General features: G+C 65.5%; 18 protein-coding genes. 12 read left to right on the forward strand and 6 right to left on the reverse strand.

Annotated elements, in window-relative coordinates; all coding sequences use genetic code 11:
• Nucleotides 1-98: 98 nt before the first annotated feature.
• The 5 genes from MTAI_RS00065 (at nt 99) to MTAI_RS00085 (ending at nt 4,610) form a co-directional block, all read left to right on the forward strand.
• Nucleotides 99-761, forward strand: a complete 663-nt coding sequence (locus MTAI_RS00065) for a PspA/IM30 family protein (protein ID WP_027888196.1) — start codon at nt 99-101, stop codon at nt 759-761.
• A gap of 90 nt (nt 762-851) precedes the next feature.
• Nucleotides 852-1,325: a hypothetical protein gene (locus tag MTAI_RS00070; RefSeq protein WP_027888197.1), complete on the forward strand. Its 474-nt coding sequence runs from the start codon at nt 852-854 to the stop codon at nt 1,323-1,325.
• Between the two features lie 9 nt (nt 1,326-1,334).
• Complete coding sequence (locus tag MTAI_RS00075) at nt 1,335-2,015, forward strand: hypothetical protein (RefSeq protein ID WP_027888198.1); 681 nt, start codon at nt 1,335-1,337, stop codon at nt 2,013-2,015.
• A gap of 106 nt (nt 2,016-2,121) precedes the next feature.
• Complete coding sequence (gene dxs, locus MTAI_RS00080; protein WP_027888199.1) at nt 2,122-3,987, forward strand: 1-deoxy-D-xylulose-5-phosphate synthase; 1,866 nt, start codon at nt 2,122-2,124, stop codon at nt 3,985-3,987.
• Entirely contained in the window at nt 3,987-4,610 is a 624-nt protein-coding gene (locus tag MTAI_RS00085; protein ID WP_027888200.1) for an MBL fold metallo-hydrolase, read from the forward strand. Before dxs ends, MTAI_RS00085 begins: the two co-directional genes overlap by 1 nt.
• 10 nt (nt 4,611-4,620) lie before the next feature.
• Here the strand turns inward: MTAI_RS00085 and MTAI_RS00090 are convergent, their stop codons facing one another.
• Nucleotides 4,621-4,980, reverse strand: coding sequence for a rhodanese-like domain-containing protein (locus tag MTAI_RS00090; protein WP_027888201.1), 360 nt, complete (start codon nt 4,978-4,980; stop codon nt 4,621-4,623).
• Between the two features lie 101 nt (nt 4,981-5,081).
• On the opposite strand from MTAI_RS00090, the gene pdo reads away from it, so the two are divergent.
• From pdo to MTAI_RS00105, 3 genes are read left to right on the forward strand one after another with little or no spacing between them, the layout of a single operon-like run.
• Complete coding sequence (gene pdo / locus MTAI_RS00095) at nt 5,082-5,759, forward strand: protein disulfide oxidoreductase (RefSeq protein WP_187388564.1); 678 nt, start codon at nt 5,082-5,084, stop codon at nt 5,757-5,759.
• Entirely contained in the window at nt 5,756-6,124 is a 369-nt protein-coding gene (locus tag MTAI_RS00100) for a rhodanese-like domain-containing protein (protein ID WP_027888203.1), read from the forward strand. Before pdo ends, MTAI_RS00100 begins: the two co-directional genes overlap by 4 nt.
• A 13-nt stretch (nt 6,125-6,137) precedes the next feature.
• The gene (locus MTAI_RS00105; RefSeq protein ID WP_027888204.1) at nt 6,138-6,425 is read left to right on the forward strand and encodes a metal-sensitive transcriptional regulator; all 288 of its coding nucleotides are present in this window, start codon (nt 6,138-6,140) and stop codon (nt 6,423-6,425) included.
• 176 nt (nt 6,426-6,601) lie between these two features.
• Here the strand turns inward: MTAI_RS00105 and MTAI_RS00110 are convergent, their stop codons facing one another.
• Complete coding sequence (locus MTAI_RS00110; RefSeq protein ID WP_131455648.1) at nt 6,602-8,206, reverse strand: GGDEF domain-containing protein; 1,605 nt, start codon at nt 8,204-8,206, stop codon at nt 6,602-6,604.
• Nucleotides 8,207-8,351: 145 nt separating this feature from the next.
• Between MTAI_RS00110 and MTAI_RS00115 the strand changes: the two genes are divergently transcribed.
• Nucleotides 8,352-8,813 (forward strand): tRNA (cytidine(34)-2'-O)-methyltransferase, encoded by a 462-nt coding sequence (locus MTAI_RS00115; protein WP_027888205.1) that lies wholly within the window; start codon nt 8,352-8,354, stop codon nt 8,811-8,813.
• Here MTAI_RS00115 and MTAI_RS00120 read toward each other — a convergent pair.
• Nucleotides 8,806-9,873, reverse strand: a complete 1,068-nt coding sequence (locus MTAI_RS00120) for a [LysW]-lysine hydrolase (protein WP_027888206.1) — start codon at nt 9,871-9,873, stop codon at nt 8,806-8,808. The two genes, MTAI_RS00115 and MTAI_RS00120, sit on opposite strands and share 8 nt — an antisense overlap.
• A gap of 154 nt (nt 9,874-10,027) precedes the next feature.
• Between MTAI_RS00120 and MTAI_RS00125 the strand changes: the two genes are divergently transcribed.
• The gene (locus MTAI_RS00125) at nt 10,028-10,267 is read left to right on the forward strand and encodes a ferredoxin (RefSeq protein WP_027877285.1); all 240 of its coding nucleotides are present in this window, start codon (nt 10,028-10,030) and stop codon (nt 10,265-10,267) included.
• Nucleotides 10,268-10,455: 188 nt separating this feature from the next.
• On the opposite strand, the gene MTAI_RS00130 is transcribed toward MTAI_RS00125, so the two are convergent.
• On the reverse strand, nt 10,456-11,739 hold the full coding sequence (locus MTAI_RS00130) for an MFS transporter (protein ID WP_027888207.1): 1,284 nt from the start codon (nt 11,737-11,739) through the stop codon (nt 10,456-10,458).
• 135 nt (nt 11,740-11,874) lie between these two features.
• Between MTAI_RS00130 and MTAI_RS00135 the strand changes: the two genes are divergently transcribed.
• Nucleotides 11,875-12,549: a response regulator transcription factor gene (locus MTAI_RS00135; RefSeq protein ID WP_036197113.1), complete on the forward strand. Its 675-nt coding sequence runs from the start codon at nt 11,875-11,877 to the stop codon at nt 12,547-12,549.
• A gap of 21 nt (nt 12,550-12,570) precedes the next feature.
• Nucleotides 12,571-13,842 (forward strand): sensor histidine kinase, encoded by a 1,272-nt coding sequence (locus tag MTAI_RS00140; protein ID WP_027888209.1) that lies wholly within the window; start codon nt 12,571-12,573, stop codon nt 13,840-13,842.
• On the opposite strand, the gene MTAI_RS00145 is transcribed toward MTAI_RS00140, so the two are convergent.
• Together MTAI_RS00145 and MTAI_RS00150 are read right to left on the reverse strand one after the other, a co-directional pair.
• The gene (locus MTAI_RS00145) at nt 13,830-15,164 is read right to left on the reverse strand and encodes a sensor histidine kinase (protein WP_027888210.1); all 1,335 of its coding nucleotides are present in this window, start codon (nt 15,162-15,164) and stop codon (nt 13,830-13,832) included. The genes MTAI_RS00140 and MTAI_RS00145 overlap by 13 nt on opposite strands.
• Nucleotides 15,161-15,823: a response regulator transcription factor gene (locus MTAI_RS00150; RefSeq protein ID WP_027888211.1), complete on the reverse strand. Its 663-nt coding sequence runs from the start codon at nt 15,821-15,823 to the stop codon at nt 15,161-15,163. Before MTAI_RS00150 ends, MTAI_RS00145 begins: the two co-directional genes overlap by 4 nt.
• Between the last annotated feature and the right edge of the window lie 24 nt (nt 15,824-15,847).

The following is a 15,847-nucleotide window of genomic DNA, read 5'->3' on the forward strand; positions in this document are numbered from 1 at the left end:
AGTGGGCGGGCGTTTCGCCGTTTGATCCCGGCTTTGCGTGCGGTGGAGGTTGTGAGGGGGGTGGGGGTGCGCTACACTGGGTTGCAGGAGGGACAAGTATGGGTATTCTCGACCGGCTTTCGCGCCTGATTCGGGCCAATATCAACGATCTGATTAAGCGGGCCGAAGACCCGGAAAAAATCATCGAGCAGGCCTTGGAAGACATGCGGGCCACCCTGCGCGAGGCCCGGATGGAGGTGGCCGAGGCCATGGCCGAGCTGAAGAAGCTCGAGCGCGAGCAGCAAAGCTACGCCGAGCAGGCCCGGGCCTGGGAGCAAAAAGCCGCCGAGGCCCTCAAGGCGGGGCGTGAAGACCTGGCCCGCGAGGCCCTCAAGCGCAAGCAGCAGGCCCAGGCCCTGGCCGATGGCTTTGCCCAGCAAGTGGCCCAGCAACAGACCCTGGTCAACCAGCTCACCACCCAGCTCAAGGCCCTGGAGGGCAAAATTCAGGAGTCCGAGGCCAAAAAAGCCCTGCTCATTGCCCGCAAGAAGGGCGTGGAGGCCGCCGAGACGGTGCGCAGGTTCGAGTCCAAGGTGGACGCCCACAGCGCGCTGGAGGCCTTCGAAGACATGGAGCGCCGCATCGAGGCCATGGAGGACAAACACGCGGCCCTTTTGGAAATGGACAAAAGCGATGTGGAGAAGGAGCTCGAGCGCCTGGGCAGCAATAAAGAGGTGGAAGAAGACCTGGCCCGCCTCAAGCGTGAACTGGGGATGGCCTAAGGGCTTTGACGGGAAAAGTCGGCTGAGCCCCAAGCCCGGACGCCTGGGCGGTTTTGCACTTTGCGAAGGGGGCTGTACTCTTAAGGCAACATGGCCGGTATTGCCCTGTTGGAGCTGATGCTCTTGTTGCTGGCGGTGGGGCTTTTGGTCTGGGTGTTTGGGGCCAGCCGGAACCTGCCACCAGCGCAAGAAGAGCAGGCTCACCGGCTACAGGCGGCCCTGGCCGAGATTGAGCGGCAGGGGAGGCGGCTGCCCCATCTGCGCGATGCGCTCAAAGAGGCCCAGCAGTACGGGCGGAACCTGGGTAAGTTGCTGCCGCAACTGGCCGAGCTCGAGCGCTTCTTAGCCAAGCCCAGCACCCAAGGCCCCACCCGCGACCGCCTGCTGGTGCGCCACCACGAGCTTACGCGGGGCTTTGAGCGGGGTGTGGAATACCTCGAGCGCCTGGGGGCCGAGCTGTTGCTGGTCTCAGGCTCGGAGGAGCCCCTGGCCCTGGCCGAGCTGCCGCAGCTCTTAATCGAATTGCGCGAGGTTTTACATCCATCCCCCCTCACCCGGGGGTAAATTGGGGCGATGCAACGAATTGCCCTGCTGCTACTGCTGCTTCTGGGGGCCTGCGCCCCCCGTGCTACCGAACCCCAGACCAACACCGCCCTCATTCAGGGCCCGGTGGGCTTCTACCCATCCCAGCCGGGACTGGACTGGATTTACCTGCCGCCCCGGGCTTCCATCGGCGACCCGCCGGTGCGTTTATCGGTGCTGGGCCCCTCCACCTTTGAAGGCCAGCCGGCCATCCGCTACCGCCTGAGCGGGCGGGGCCTCGAGCGCTCCTACTACCGCCAGGTGGACGCCAGCGGGGTGCGGCTTTTGGGTATGGAAGACTTCGGCCGGCTCCAGGTGACCCGCTACACCCCCCCCATCCAGGAATACCCGCCCCAGGCCAGCCTGGTGGTGGGGGCCCGCTGGGGCGGCCAGACCCGCGAGGTCATCGAGCTGCGCACGGGCAACAACGTGACCCGGGTGAGCGACCGGATGCTGGACTATACCTACACGGTGCTGGGCAAGTCCAACGTGACCGTACCGGCGGGCAGCTTCGAGGTTTTCCGCATCGCCTGGGAGGTGCGCGACCCCCGGAACCCCAGCCTGCGTGAGGGCTTCGAGATCTGGTTTTACCCTGGGGTGGGCGAGATCTACAGCTCGGTGAACTTTGGCGACCAGGGCGGGCTCTCGCTGATTGACCGCAACTTCAAATAGGCCCCTTTGTTCCCTGGGGTACTGCAACAGACCCACAAACCCCTAGAGTTTAGAACAGGATGCACGCGGCGGTCGGGTCATCGCCGGGTCGTTTTGGGAGGCGCCTGTGATATTGCAAAAGGTCAACCAGCCGCAAGACCTCAAAACCCTCTCGCAAGAAGAGCTGCTGCAACTGGCCCAGGAACTGCGCAGCGAGATTATCCGGGTGTGTGCCCAGAACGGCGGCCACCTGGCCTCCTCGCTGGGGGCGGTGGAGCTGATTGTGGCTTTGCACCGGGTCTTTGACTCGCCCCGGGATCGCCTCTTGTTCGATGTGGGCCACCAGGCCTACGCCCACAAAATCCTGACCGGGCGTAAGGAGGTTTTCCACACCATCCGCCAGGAAGGGGGCATCTCGGGCTTTACCAAGGTTTCGGAGAGCGAGCACGACGCCATTACGGTAGGCCACGCCTCTACCTCGCTGGCCAATGCCCTGGGCATGGCCATTGCCCGCGATACCCTGGGCGAAAACTACCACATAGTGGGCATCATCGGCGACGGGGCCCTGACCGGCGGCATGGCCCTGGCCGCGCTCAACGTAATCGGCGAGCGCAAGCCCAAGCTGCTGATAATTCTGAACGACAACGAGATGTCCATCTCCGAGAACGTGGGGGCCCTCAACCGCTACTTTAGGGAGTACCAGACCAAAAAATGGGTACAGGACACCCAGAAGTGGGGTAAGCAGGTGCTGGAGGGCATCTCGCCCCGGCTTTTCAATCTAGTAGACCGGGCCAAGGAGGCCGCCAAGCTGATGCTGCACCAGGAGAACCCCTTCTACGCCTGGGGCATTCGCTACGTGGGGCCGGTGGACGGGCACGACCTGCCGGGCCTGATTCACATCCTCGAGCAGATCAAAGAACTCGACGGCCCCACCCTGCTGCACATCGTGACCCAGAAGGGCAAGGGCTACGGGGTGGCCGAGGAAGACCCCATCTACTGGCACGGGCCGCCCGGCTTCAACCCCCAGAAACCCGAGAAGGTGAGCAAGGGCTACTCCTGGTCGGCGGCCTTCGGCGACGCGGTGACCGAGCTGGCCTATCGGGAGCCCCGGCTTTTTGTGATCACTCCGGCCATGCGCGAGGGTTCGGGGCTGGTAAAGTACTCCCAGACCCACCCCGAGCGCTACCTGGACACCGGCATCTGCGAGGACGTGGCGGCCACGGTGGCGGCGGGCATGGCCCTGCGGGGCCTCAAGCCGGTGCTGGCCATCTACTCGACCTTTATGCAGCGGGCCTACGACCAGATCATCCACGACATTGCCATCGAGAACCTGCCGGTGGTGTTTGCGGTGGATCGGGCCGGGATTGTGGGGGGTGACGGGGCCACCCACAACGGGGTTTTCGACATCGCCTACCTGCGCACCGTGCCCAACGTGCAGATTGCCGCCCCCAAGGATGCCCTGGAGCTTCGGGCCATGCTCAAGAAGGCCCTGGAACTGGGCGGGCCCATTGCCATCCGCTACCCCCGCGACAACGTGGAGAAAGCCCCCGAGGGGGCCTGGCCCGAGATCGAGTGGGGCCGCTGGGAGGTGCTGAAGGAGGGCTCCAAGGCCTATATCCTGGCCTTTGGCAAGACGCTCAAGTACGCCCTCGAGGCCGCCCAGGATCACCCCGAGATTGGCGTTATCAACGCCCGCTTCCTCAAGCCGGTGGACAAGGGGATGCTGGAGGCGCTGGCCCTGGAGGGCTACAAGCTGGTTACCACCGAAGACCACCAGAAGATGGGGGGGTTTGGCAGTGCGGTGCTGGAGGCCCTCAACGAACTGGGCCTGAAACCCGATATCCGGGTGCTGGGCCTGCCGGATGTCTTCTTTGATCACGGCTCCATCCCCCGCATGCACCGCGAGGCCGGCATTGACGCTGCGGCCATCCGGGCGGCTTTAGCCGAGATGGGGGTTTCGCTTCAGACCGTTGGCGAAGCAATAAAGCCTTGATGCAAGTTTTTTCGCTGACCGCCAACCTGTACTTGCTGGACACGCCGGAGGGTTTATTACTGGTGGACTCCGGCATGCCGCAGGAGAACCAAAGGCTGCTGCGGCACCTGGGGGGGCGCAGGCCGGTGGCTATGCTGCTGACCCACCACCACCTCGACCACGTGGGCGGGGCCCGGATGCTCTGGGAGCGCTACGGGCTGCCCATCTACGCCCACCCGCTGGATATCCCCTTCATTAGCGGGGAAGCGCGCCGCCCACCTTTTCCGCCCATTCCCTGGCTGGGCGACTGGATTGCCAACAGCCCCAGGCCGGTACCTAAAGAGGCCCTGAGGCCTGTTGAAGAGGGCGCGGAAGTGCTGAGCTGGCAGGTGGTGCACCTGCCCGGCCATACCCCCGGTCAGATTGGCCTGCTGCGCGAGGGGGTTTTGCTGGCTGCCGACGCGCTGCGGGTGGGTGCGAGGGGCCCCTGGGTTCCCCCGGCCATGGTCAACCACGACACCCTGGAGGCCCGGCACACGGTGCGCAGGATCGCCCGCCTCGAGGCCCAGAAGATCTACGTGGGGCACGGGCCGCCCACCACCACCCAGGCGGTGCGTGCCCTGGCCGATAGGCTGGGGGTTTGAGCGCAGTGGGCTAGCGCTGCAAATCCCCCTTTTTCACCGGCAACCCCGCGGCCTGCCAGGCCGAGATTCCCCCGGCCAGGTTGTAGACCTCGAGGCCCTTCTCGGCCAGAAACTCGGCGGCTTGCTGGCTGCGGCTGCCGCTCTCGCAAAAGCAGATGATGGGCCGGTCTTTGGGCAGGCTTTCCCAGCGCCTGGCCAGCTCGGCCAGCGGCAGGCCCTGGGAGCCCGGTATTTTGCTTAGTTTGCGCTCGAGGGGGGTGCGCACGTCGATCAGGAGAGCCCCGGCCTTGAGCTTCTCCTGGGCCTCCAGCGCGCTTATCCGGGGCACCCTTGGCCCCAACCCCAGCAGGTTTTTGAACCAACCCCACATGCTTTTAGTCTAGGGGTCAACCGCTCTTGCGAAATATATCCCCTGGGGGTATACTGAAGGTATACCGGTGGGGGTATAAAACCCCGCTCAAAGGAGAAATCATGTTTCTAGACGAGAAAATTCAAGCCCAGGTGCGCGAGATGCTGGCCCCCATCAAAACCCCTGTGGAAGTGGTGGTCTTTACCACCGCGGGCCTCGAGCTGCCCGGCCAGGAGGTGGGGCTGCAGGAGGAAACCCTGGGCCTGCTCAAGGAAGTGGTGGCCCTGAACCCCCACCTGAGCCTGGAACAACGCTCCATCCACTCCGACCCCGAGGCCCAGGCCTTGGGCCTGAGCTATGCACCCACCATTCTGCTGCGGGAAAAAGGCTCAGAGCGCAACAACATCCGCTTTTTGGGGCTGCCGGCTGGCTACGAGTTCAGCACCCTGATCGAAACCTTGCTGATGCTGGGTACCGGCGAGAGCAAGCTGGGGGAAAAGTCGCAGGCCGATCTGCAAAAAGTGGCCTCGCCGGTGCGTATGCAGGCCTTTGTGACCCCCACCTGCCCCTACTGCCCGCAGGCCGTGCTGGCGACCTACAAGCTGGCCTACCACAACCCCAACATCATTGCCGAAGGGGTGGAAGCCAGCGAGTTCCCCCAGCTCTCGAGGCGCTACAACATCTCGGGGGTGCCCGACACCATCATCAGCGGCGCGACCCAGCAGCGCATCCTGGGCGGGCAGTCCGACCGGGTCTTCGTGGAGGCGGCCATTAAGGCCAGCGCTGGGGTGGTGGCATGAAGGCCATAGCCGGCCTGGTGGTTTTTCTGGTGGCCTCGTCGGGGCTGGCCCAGAGCTTCAAGGTCGTAACTGTGGACGACCTCTACCGCGCGCTATCCGACCCCAAAAGCTTTGTGATCGACGTACGCACCCCGCAGGAGTATGCCCAGGGGCACGTTCCCGGAGCGGTTAACTGGCCCTTGCAGCAGATTGAGCAATGGTGGAGCAAAGTCCCCAAGGATCGGGTGGTCTACGTCAAGTGCAATACCCAGAACCGCAGCAGGGTTGCTGTGCAGTACCTGTTCTCCCGGGGCTATCGGAATCTGAACCTGGTCACCGGGGGCATTCAGGCCTGGATGGCCCGCGGGTATCCCACCGTCCGATAAAGGAGCGTTTCCCATGCCCGCCGCCCCTGAAGCACCCCCGAACCTTCGCTTTGACGTGCAGGATAAAACCCGGATCATCCACCGGCTGCGCCGCCTGGAAGGGCAGGTGCGGGGCTTGCAGAAGATGGTAGAGGAAGACCGCGAGTGTCGGGAAATCCTGACCCTCCTGAGCGGGGTGAGGCGTGCGCTGGACTCGGTGGGGGAGGAGATCCTGGAGGCCTACTTAGCCCGCTGCCAGGCCAGCCCAGGGCAGCCCCAGCCGGCCCAGGTGGTTGAGGTGGTGCGGCTGTTGCGGAAGTAATACCAGAACACTTTGGCAAGAAGACCGACCCATCCCATCCTGGGGGAAGCTGGAGAAAGCCTGCCGTATCCCCAAGACACGCCACCTGGTTCCACAAAGCCTGGGTGCAGGGCAGGGTTTGCTTCAGGGGTGACCGCAATGAGCAATCCTGTGTAGTTTATAGACCGCCAATTGGGCTAATCTTTTGCAATCAGGACGGGGTGAATTCGGTCGCGGCCCGCTTGTTTTGCTTTGTAGAGGGCCTGGTCGGCCTGCTCGAGCCAGCGCTGCACGGTGGCCATCGAAGCGGGGATTTCGCCACCGGCCAGGCCCACCGAGATGCTCAGCTGCCAGGCGATGGGGCTGACCTGCAGGGCCCGCACCTCGCTCTGGATGCGCTCCAGCACCCGGTAGGCGTCCTCGAGGTCGGCCCCGAATAGCACCAGCGCAAACTCCTCTCCCCCCAGCCGCACCGCCAGGTCGTCGCTCCGGCTGGCTTTGTGCAGCACCTCGGCCAGCTGCTTGAGCAGCTTGTCGCCGACCGGGTGGCCGTAGGTGTCGTTGACCTGCTTGAAGCGGTCGAGATCCAGCAGGGCCAGGGTGATGGGTTTGTTGCGCTCACCCGCCAGGCGAATCAGACGCTGCAGCTGGCGCTCAAAACCCCGGCGGTTCAAAAGCCCCGTCAGGGGGTCGGTATAGGCCTTGCTGCGCCATTCGTTGAGGGTCAGGGAGAGTCGCAGCCGCTCGGTGAGCAAAGGGGCCAGGGCTTCCAGCCTGCGGGTGTCTTTGGGTGCGCTGGAGAAGTAGAGCCGTCCCTCGGTAGGGGTGTCCAGGGCCAGCTCGAAGGTGTAGACGTAAGGGCCGCTCTGCCCTGCCCGGATGGTCACGTCCGAGCGCACCTCGATCCCCGCCAGGTTGCCGTACAGGGGCCTGAGTCCGTCCATCACGCTGTGCAGCACCCCTTGGGGCGTGAGGTTCTGGGTGGACTGGGTTTTGGTGGAGAGGCTCTCCAGCAGGTTGATCCAGAGCTCGAGCTGCCGCTCGGCTTTGATAATCCGTTGATAGACCCCCCAGCCCACGCCGCCCAGGGCGACCAGCGCCACATAGCCCCATCCCACCAAGACCGCGCTGTGGAGCGGGTGCACAACCTGGGAAGGCCATCCCAGCAGCACCAGGCTGCCCAGCAAACTCCCCAGCACAAACCCCAGCAAACCCTTGCCCAGGCGGGTCTCGGTGGCCTCGAGGTAGCCCCCCCAGCCGATCAGAACGAAGCCCAGGGCCCAGACCAGATACACAAACCCGCTGGGGGGCCAGCCCAGCGCTAGGGCCCAGCTACCCCCGGCCTTGAAGATCAGGCCTAGGCCCCAGACCAGGCGGCTTTCACCGGCCTGCCCGTGCAAAGCTGCTTCCAGAAGGGGTAGGGCCAGCAGCACCGGTAGCAGGTCGGTTAGCCACACCATCTGAGAAGAGCGGTCTGGAAGACCAGATAGGGCGGTTACCAGGGCGGCCAGCACAAAGGGTAGCAGGGCCAGGCTTAGGCGGGGGGGCTCGTACAGGCGCAGCTGGCGCAGGGTGGCGGCCCAGGTCAGGGCGGCGGCAAACAACAGGACGCCGGAGGGTGTCAGGGAGGCCTCGAGGCCCCCCTGGCGCTCGAGGAGCCAGACTGCGGCCTGCATGCCCCAGAGCAGCGTTCCCAGACTGGCCCAGCGCCAGACCGGTTCTGTCCTGGCCGGCCACCAAAGCGCTAGACCGGAGGCCACAGCCAGCAACAAGAGCCCGACTTCGGGGTGTACTCCAATCACCTTTACGAAGGTAGCATTGACATGGAAGGAAGTGTCCCAAAAATGCACATTACTACGTTACTTTTGCTTTATTTTCTCTTTAACTGAAGCAAGCTTTCTTAATCTGGTGGATCCACAGGCCCGCCCAACCCGATAAATTCGGGCTATGTTCAAGGTGGTACTCTACCAACCTGAAATCCCTCAGAACGCTGGCAACATCGCCCGTACCTGCGCGGCCACCGGGGCCGAGCTGCACCTGATCCGCCCGCTGGGCTTCCAGTGGAACAGCGCCAAACTGCGGCGGGCCGGTCTGGACTACTGGCCCGAGGTGGAGTACGTTCTCCACGACTCCTGGAGGGCTTTTCTGGAAACCCTGCCCCCGGCTGGCCGGGTCTGGGCCTTTAGCAGCAAGGTGCCGCAGCTTTACAGCGAGGTGCGCTACCAGCCCGGCGATTACCTGTTGTTTGGGCCGGAAAGCCGTGGGCTCCCCAGCGAGGTATTGGAGCGTTTTCCTAGTGTGACCATTCCTATGCCAGGCAGGGGCGGGCGCTCGCTCAACCTGGCGGTGGCGGTGGGAATTGGGCTGTATGAGGCGCTAAGACAGGTGGGCTTTGGTACGGCTACTTAGCCAGCCGGATGAGGGCAAGGCGCAGCGCCTCGATGGCCTTCAGAAACTCGGGGATTTCCACGTGCTCGTTGGGGGTGTGGTCGAGGGTGGAGTCCCCCGGCCCGTAGGCCACCATGGGCACCTTCCAGTGTGGGGCCACGATGTTCATATCGGAGGTGCCGGTTTTGTATTTGAACACCGGCTCGCCCCCGGCCTGGCGGATGCCGATGCGCAGGGCGCGGGTCAGGGGGGTGTCTTTGGGGCCCACGTAGGGCACCTCGCGCCCGGAGAAGTCGAGATCCAGAACGGGCGGGGCGTAGGCCGAAAGATGGCGGATGGCCTCTTCCACCGAAAGGCGGGGTGGGAGGCGCAGGTCGAACTTCATCTCGGCGAACTGGCGGGTGTCGGGGTGTTCGATGCGGAAGTCGCGCAGGTTGTACTGCACCTGGTTGAAGGGCCCCTGGCCGCTGTTCATGGCCTCGGCCCAGGCCTTGATGCTCACAAAGTAGCTGATGAGCTCCTCGGCGGCGTTGGGCTCGTGGTGGGCCGAGTGGAAGTTGTCCTTCTCGCGCCGCACCCGCACCAGCAGGCGGCCCTTGTAGCCCAGGGTGATGCCCTGCCAGCTCGAGGGCTCCCCGATCACCACGTAGTCGGGCTTGAGCTTGTCCACCACGTAGCGGGCCCCTTTGGAACTGGGCACCTCTTCCTCGGTGGCCCCCACCAGGTGCAGGGTGAGCTTCTGCAAGACCTCCGGCGGGAGGCTGGCAGCGGCCAGAATGAAGGTCACAAAGGGCCCCTTGGCATCCACCGAGCCGCGGCCAAACAGCTTCTGGCCCTCGATGCGCACCGGTACCTCGCCGGGCACGGTGTCGATGTGGCCCAGGAGCACCACCTGCACCGGCCCCGTGCCAATCTGACCGCGGGCGTTGTCGGCCTCGTCCACCCAGGCTTTGGCAAAACCCAGCTTTCTCATGCCCTCGGCCAGGTACTGGGCCACCGCGCGCTCCTGTCCCGAGACCGAGGGGATCTCCAGCGCACCTTTCAAAAACTCGACGGGGTCTAGGCTCAGGCCAGTATCCATAAGGGTTTTGCTGGCCTTTTGCAGGCCAAACGCTTTTAGAATAGCACTTACGGATGGTGTGGGGCCTCTTGACTTCTTGCAAAATTCTTTAGAATAAAGACCAGTTTGGTGGCTCTGCCCAGCAACCCAAGCCCAGTCAACGGAGGAAAAAGCCATGCCCCATGTGATTGTTGAACCCTGCATCGGCACCAAGGATAAGTCCTGTGTCGAAGTCTGCCCGGTGGAGTGCATCTACGACGGTGGTGATCAGTTCTACATCCACCCCGACGAGTGCATTGACTGCGGGGCTTGCGTGCCAGCCTGCCCAGTCTCGGCCATCTACCCTGAGGAAGACGTGCCCGAGCAGTGGCACGACTACATTGCTAAAAACCGAAAGCTGGCAGGGCTCGAGTAGACCCCTTGCGTTTTGTCGGGCCGGGGTAATTCCCGGCCCTGGCTTTTTCCATCTGCAAATGCCATACCGGATTCAAAAAGAAGGTTATCTTTTTGCATCCGAGAACACACCCCTCCCTACGCTCGGCGAAGAAAGCAGATCCCCTCGGTCGGGTTGGCTCGCTGCCTTCCAGCGCTGAACCAACCAAGTTAGGCTCCCGATGTCTTGTTTTCGGCAGGCGACGGGGGCTGTGCTTTTGACTCCAGTAAGGCTCTCTTCTTATCGCGCCGGATGCGCCACCCCAGGTAGTAGACCGCCACCATCCGCAGCCCCATCGAGACCAGGATGGGCAGGTGATAGGCGCTGGGAAAGAGCTGGAGATTTTTGTGCAGGTTGCCCAGGGCCCCGCCCAAAAGCGAGCCCAGGATGCCCCCCACCGCGTAGGCCGTCCAGTACCAGGCCAGGTAGAGGTTGCGCTTTTCTGGCGAGGCGCTTTGCAAGGCCACGTTGGTCAGGGCGGTGCCAATCCCGCCCCAGGCCACCGCGTCGAAGACCGCGGCCATCCAGATGGTCTCGAGGCGGCCTGGCCCGCCGGCCAGCCACAAAGGGGGCAGCACCAGGGCGGCCACGCTGCTGCTCAAAAGCAAAACCTGCCAGTGCCCGATCCGGTCGGCCAGCCGGCCCCACAAGGGGCTCAGCACCAGCCCGCAGCTTGCAGCGATCACCGTCCAGAGGCCCACCTGGGTAAAGCTCATGCGAGCGTACTCGAGGAAGAGCGGAAACACGAAGGGCCCCCCCACGCTCACCGCGCCCAAAAACAGCACCACAAACCCCAAAAACCCCCGGAAGCGCCGGTCGGAGAGGGGCTGGATGTACTCGGCTGGGCGGGGTGGGGTGCTGACCATGAGCGGCTCAAACTGCCGCCGCAAGATAAAGGTGGCCCCAACCCCTGCCCCCACCGCCAGGCCCAGCACCAACAGAAACCCCCAGGGTTTACCCAGGGCATCGATCAGGCTACCGGCAGCCAGGTTGCCCAGGGTGCCCACCAGGCCCAGCAGCCCGTTACGAAGCCCAAAGTAGCGTCCCCGTAGTTGATCTGGCACCAGATCGGCCATCCAGCTTGTCCAGAGCACGCTAACCGGGGCCAGGATGAACTGTGAGAGGGCGGCAATGGTCAAGAGACCTGGTATGCGCCAGGCTTCGGGCATCAACGGCACGAACAAAGCCAGCACGAAAAGCCCACGCCCGAACACCGAGAGGTTGGCGCTCAAATCCTTTCGGCTGCCCCGGAAGAAGAGGGCCAGCGGCGCGGCCATCTGCCCGACCATGGGCAGCGCCCCTAGAATAGCCAGGGCCACCGGGGGTGCTCCCAGCCACAAAGCGTAGCCGGTCATGACCATGCCGGTGCTCCAGTTGATGAATAGGATGGCCAGCACGCCTTCCCAGATGGCCAGGGTTTGTGAACGGCGGGGCTCGCCAGGGGGCAGTGTCACGAAAGCCCATTATTGACCGACAGGTCAGGTTTGCAAAGGGCAGACTTCCCCAAATCTACATAAATCCCACCCTGGCCCTTCATGGTCTGAGGGCAGACTGGGGACATGGCCGGGTCTACCGATACACTGGAGCCGATGGCGCTGGTACTGGTGGTGGAAGACGAGCCGGAGATCGCCGAGATTCTCGAGGGCTATCTGCGCCGGGAGGGGTTTCGCACCGAGCGGGCCTCCGATGGCCGGCAGGCTTTGAACCTTCTGCGGGCGGCCCGGCCCGACCTGGTGCTTCTGGACATCATGCTGCCGGAGATGGACGGCCTCGAGGTGCTGCGTCGCATCCGCAGCAGCGGCCACACCCCGGTCATCCTGGTGACGGCCCGCGCCGAGGATCTGGACAAGCTGCTGGGCCTGGAGCTGGGGGCCGACGACTACGTGACCAAGCCTTTCAGCCCCCGCGAGGTGGTGGCCCGGGTCAAGGCGGTGTTGCGGCGGGTGGTGCTGGCCGAGGCCCCCAAAGAGGTGCTGCGGGTGGGGCCGTTGGAGATTGATAGCGAGAAGGTGGTGGCGCGGCTGGGAGGGGTGCGCCTCGAGCTCACCCCCACCGAGTTTCGCTTGCTGGAAACCCTGGCCCGTACCCCCGGCAAAGCCTTCAGCCGGGCCGAGCTGCTGGAGGCCGCTCTGCCCGACTCGGACGCGCTGGAGCGGGTGGTGGACGTGCACCTCAAGAACCTGCGCAGGAAGCTCGAGGCCGCCGGGGGCGCGGGGCTTCTGGAGACCGTGCGGGGGGTGGGGTACCGGCTCTGGACGGAGTAGGTGGGGCCACCCGAAAAATATATGCGCTTCTTCAACCGCATTGAGGTTCGGCTAAGCCTGCTGATGGTGCTGGTGGTGGTGGTGACCAGCCTGCTCACGGTGGGCCTCAACACCTACCAGCGCGAGCGCACCTTCCGGGAGCTGCCCGCCGAGGTGCGCGATATCTTGCGGCGCAGCGATAGCCGCCTGCCGGCGCTGGGTTTCCCCGCGGAGCTGCGCGATGTGCTGCTTTCCGGTCAGGAGATTCGCGTGCGGCTCGAGCCCAGCCCCGACCCCGGGAACCCCAATCCGGTCTTTGTGCTGAGCCTGCCCGACGGTTCAGGCAGCGAGATTCGGGTGCAGCCGCCGCCCCGCCTGCGGCGGCCCAGCCTGGAGACCCGGTTGCAACAGAACCTGCTGATTGCGAGCCTGGCCGCAACCGGTCTGGGGGTGTTGCTGGCGCTGGTCTTTGCCCGGCGGATTGCCCGGCCCATCGAGGCCATATCCGATGCCGCAGGCCGCCTGGCCCAGGGCGACCTCAAGGCCCGGGTGGGCCCCCAGCCGGGCGAGGACGAGGTGGCCCGGCTGGCCCGCAACTTCGACCAGATGGCCGAGGCTTTGGAGCGGCTCGAGGCCGAGCGGCGGGCCATGATTGCTGATATCGCCCACGAGCTGCGCACCCCCCTGACGGTGATGCAGGGCCGCCTCGAGGCCATTCAGGACGGGGTGCTGCCCCTGGAGATGGGCGAGGTGGATCGGCTGCACCAGCAGGCCCGGCTGCTCTCGCGCCTGGTCGAAGACCTACGCACCCTCTCGCTGGCCGATGCCGGGCGGCTCAACCTGACCTTGCAGCCCCTCAACCTGGCCGAGCTGGCCGACCGGATGGCCGCCACCTTTCAGGCGGCTCTGGAGGCCAAGCAGATTACGCTCGAGCGGCGGCTGCCCAAGGGGCCTGTCCTGGTACGGGCCGATCCCGACCGCCTGGCCCAGGTGATTGGCAACCTGCTCTCCAACGCCTTGAGCCACACGCCTACCGGGGGGTGGATTGGGCTCGAGGTGGCCGTCGAGGCCGCGCAGGCCCGCTTGCGGGTGCTGGACAGCGGCCCCGGCATCCCCGAAGCGGCTTTGGGCAGGGTCTTCGACCGCTTCTACCGGGCCGAGGCCTCGCGCTCGCGGGCCACCGGCGGCAGCGGGCTGGGGCTTTCCATCGTCAAGGCCCTGGTGGAGCTGCACAAGGGAACCGTGACTGCCCGCAACCGTCCCGAGGGCGGGGCGGTCTTCGAGGTGAGCCTGCCGCTCGATCAGGCCGGCTGAACCCGGATCCACAGCTCGGCTTTCAGGCCGTGGGGCTCGAGGTTCTTGAGCTCCAGCCGGCCCCCGTGCACCTGGGCCACCTGGGCCGCCACGCTCAGGCCCAGCCCGTTGCCCGGCACACGGGTGCCGGGGGCGCGGTAGAAGGGCTCAGCCGCCCGCTTAAGCACTTCGGGGGGCATGCCGGGCCCCTCGTCCAGCACGCTCAGGACGGCGAAGTCTCCCTCCTGGCTGAGCTCGAGCCGCACCGGGGCCCCCGGGGCGTACTTCTGGGCGTTGGAGAGCAGGTTTTCCAGGGCCTGGCGCAGCAGAATGGGGTCGCCGGAGGTTTCCAGGTGAGGGGGCCCCTGGTAGGGCACACCGGCTTTTTGTGCGACCTCCCGGGCCAGCTGGGCCAGATCCAGCCCCACCCGCTGCCCCCGGCCCTCCCGCGCCAGGGTCAGGAGCGACTCGCTCAGGTGGGTCATGCGCTCCACCTCCTCGCGTACCACCGATAGGGTTTCCTCAGGCGAGGCCAGCCCCTGCTGCAAGGCGTCGAGCTGCAAGCGCAAAGAGGTGAGGGGGGTGCGCAGCTCGTGGGCGGCGTTGCGGGTGAACTCGGTCTCGCGCTGGCGAAAGGCCGAGAGCCGCTCGAGCATCTGGTTAAAGGTCTGGCTCAGGTGCAGAAGCTCCCCGCTGCCCTCGGCGGGCACCCGCAGGCTGAGGTCGCCCGAGTCGGCCACCCGGCGGGCGGCCTGCTGAAGGTGGCGCAGGGGCCGCAGGGCCGGCCCGCTGACCAGCCAGGCCACCCCGGCCCCCAGGAGGGCCACCAGCAGGGCGGTGAACAGCACGGTCTGCCGGTAACCGGCCAGGCTGGCCCGCACCTGGCTGGCCTCGAGCGCCCCCTGCAGGTAAAGCCCGGGGCCCAGGCGCACACTTTTGTACAGCCAGTTCTGCTCGAGCCGGGCCTCGGGGTGGTGGTGCATGGGGATCTCGCTGGGAAACTGGCCCCACTCCCGCAGTACCACCTGCCCCTGCACCAGCCGGGCGTGGGCCACGATGCCGGCCGGGGTGGGGTTGGGGAGGGAAAGCAGGGGCGTGTTGCTGCGCAGGCGCTCCACCAGCTCGGTGTCGGGCTCACCACCCCGTTCGCGCCAGAACAGCCGTGGGGGCCGCCGGCGGCCCTCGAGCTGGTCGGCAATGCGGGCTAGGTAGGCGTTCAGGTCGCGCTCGAGGTTGCCCATCTGCAAGCGCTCGAAGCTGGCGTACCCCAAAAACCCCTGCACCAGCAGGGCCAGGGCAATGGCCAGGGCGATAAACAAAGCCAGGCGCAGCCGCAGGCTCATGGCTCCACCCCCAGCCGGTAGCCCCCCGGTACTGTGCGCACCACGCGGCTGTCCAGCTTGCTGCGCAGGTGGTGCACGCACACCTTGACCACCCCGGTATCGGAGGCTTCCTCCCCCCAGATCAGATCCAAGAGCTCCTCGGGGCTGTAGACCCGGCCCGGAAACAGGGCCAGCCGCTCCAGCAGGGCGTACTCGCGGGGGGAGAGCTCCACGCTCCGCCCCTCCCAGCGCACGCTGCGGCTTGCCAGGTCGAGCTCGAGGGGGCCTAGGCTCACCCGGCTCTGCTTAACCTCGCTCACCCGGCGCAAGAGGGCCCGCACCCGGGCTAAAAGCTCGGGCAGGTCGAAGGGCTTGACCACGTAGTCGTCGCCGCCTTCGTCCAGGCCCATCACCCGGTCGGCCAGGGCGTCGCGGGCGGTCATGAAGAGGATGGGGCCTTTGTAGCCGGCGGCGCGGGCCTCACGGGCCAGGATAAACCCCCCGTCCTCCGATTCCGGCAGGCGCACGTCCAGGATCATCAGGTCGGGTTCGGCCTCGGCCAGCCGCGCCCGGGCCGTGGTCAGGTCGGGCGCATGGCGCACCTGGTGGCCCTGGGCCTCCAGGGCCCGCGTGAGCGGGCGGGCGATGTTGGGCTCGTCTTCGACCAGCAGAAGCCGCATGGTTCCAGTCTGCATTCTAGGGGT

The sequence above is a fragment of the Meiothermus taiwanensis WR-220 genome, from assembly GCF_003568585.1.
GTDB classification, from domain to species: domain Bacteria; phylum Deinococcota; class Deinococci; order Deinococcales; family Thermaceae; genus Meiothermus; species Meiothermus taiwanensis.